This is a genomic window from Escherichia sp. MOD1-EC5189 (genome assembly GCF_002966045.1).
Taxonomy (GTDB): Bacteria; Pseudomonadota; Gammaproteobacteria; order Enterobacterales; family Enterobacteriaceae; genus Escherichia; species Escherichia coli_F.
In genome coordinates, this window is the sequence record NZ_PTRX01000079.1 from 1 (window position 1) to 2055 (window position 2055).

Sequence of the window (2055 nt, forward strand, 5' to 3'; positions counted from 1 at the left end):
GGATGCCGGGAGCAGACAAGCCCGTCAGGGCGCGTCAGGCCGTGGACCTTGCGGGTGTCGGGGCGCAGCCATGACCCAGTCACGTAGCGATAGCGGAGTGTATACTGGCTTAACTGTGCGGAATCAGTGCGATTGTAAGAAAACAGCGGCATATGCGGTGTGAAATATCGCATAGATGCGTAAGGAGAACATGCCTGTTCAGGCACTCTTCCGCTTCCTCGCTCACTGACTCGCTACGCTCGGCCGTTCGGCTGCGGCGAGCGGTATCAGCCCACTCAAAAACGGTAATGCGGTGATCCACAGAATCAGGGGATAAAGCCAAAAGGAGCATGTGAGCAAAAAACAAGAACCAGGAAAAGGCCGCGCCGATGGCGTTTTTCCATAGGCTCCGCCCCCCTGACGAGCATCACAAAAATCGACGCTCAAGTCAGAGGTGGCGAAACCCGACAGGACTTAAAGATACCAGGAGTTTCCCCCTGGTGGCTCCCTCGTGCGCTCTCCTGTTCCGACCCTGCCGATTACCGGATACCTGTCCGCCTTTCTCCCTTCGGGAAGCGTGGCGCTTTCTCATAGCTCACGCTGTTGGTATCTCAGTTCGGTGTAGGTCGTTCGCTCCAAGCTGGGCTGTGTGCACGAACCCCCCGTTCAGCCCGACCGCTGCGCCTTATCCGGTAACTATCGTCTTGAGTCCAACCCGGTAAGACACGACTTATTGCCACTGGCAGCAGCCACTGGTAACTGATTTAGAGGAGTTTGTCTTGAAGTTATGCACCTGTTAAGGCTAAACTGAAAGAACAGATTTTGGTGACTGCGCTCCTCCAAGCCAGTTACCCGGTTAGATAATCTGCCAGGATTAGCTAACCTTCGAAAAACCACCTGCCAGGGTGGTTTTTTCGTTTACAGGCAGCAGATTACGCGCAGAAAAAAAGGATCACAAGAGGATCCTTGAATCTTTTCCCCCTCATCCCCCTAGGCATAAACATAGCGAACGGTTTTTAACCACAATTCAAAACTAATGATTCGCAACAGCAAGAACAAACAATGCAACCATTACAGGAGCAATCATCAACTCCCGGGGAGGTGGTTAGGGATAACAATAAAATAACGGAGCGTAATGCTCCGTTATTTATTGTCGTGATTTACAGTGGTAGGGAAAGCGAGGAGGTTTCGAGCGATTCTCCATCATTCAGCTTGTTCTGCATGTCGCTGACAAAAACGTCCATCTGGCTGTTGGCAAAGAATTTAATCCCAACCAGTCTGACGTGCTCATTTTCATCAATTACAATGCGCTCCCTATCATTCAGGGTTTCGAGCATCCGTTCTTTCCATGCGTCATCCAGCAAACGATCATCCCCCTTCGGTTCAAGGAACACCTGCCAGTAAGTGTTGTCCGAATGGCGCGTCAGTATCATGATGAAATCTGGCATAAACCCGCGCACGCCGCCGAACTCCGTGAGCTTAAAGCGCGTTGACTGCTCGTCGTTACGCAGTACGTAAATATCGTCATAACGCGCTTTTAGCTTCGGCATGAATGCTTCCAGCGTTTTAATTAGGCGATGCTCAAGCTGATTCAGTATCGCATTATCGTACACGTACCATTTTTTACCAATGGTGGGTACAGCAGTGATTTTCTGATTAATAACTACCGACGGGTCAATGTGCAAACTGTAATCTTTAATAACCTCTTTCACCGGCTGGCTGATAAAGCGGTACGTGCCTTTTACCTTCTGATCATTGCGGCGAACGTTCTCTGAGATACGCAGCAGAACGGTTTCCAGTAGGTGCAGCTTATCTTTTGCCGGTACGGTGGTGAAATCCAGTGACTGCGGTACGATGACTGTAATTTTCAGCTTACCAAGATAGGCGTCACTGCGGATGAACTCACGGATGCCTGTCAGTTTCGGGAAGAAACGCTGCAGGTTATCAAGTGCGTAAAAGCTGATCCTTTGCATCGCCTTGCGGTAAAAACGCTCGTCCAGTACCAGTAGTTCCGGTTTTGTGATTCCAGTCTTTGTGCCTGTCAGGTTGTCCAGCGACTCCTCGCAGACGGTCTGA

The 2055-nt window shown here is 50.5% G+C and carries 1 protein-coding gene and 1 pseudogene; one reads left to right on the forward strand and one right to left on the reverse strand.

What is annotated here, in order from left to right:
• The first annotated feature begins 628 nt into the window (after positions 1-628).
• Positions 629-742: a replication initiation protein gene (locus ATB02_RS26830; RefSeq protein WP_072071404.1), complete on the forward strand. Its 114-nt coding sequence runs from the start codon at positions 629-631 to the stop codon at positions 740-742.
• 397 nt (positions 743-1139) lie between these two features.
• On the opposite strand, the pseudogene ATB02_RS25510 reads toward ATB02_RS26830, so the two are convergent.
• A pseudogene (locus ATB02_RS25510) lies at positions 1140-2055 on the reverse strand (DEAD/DEAH box helicase family protein); the annotation flags it as partial.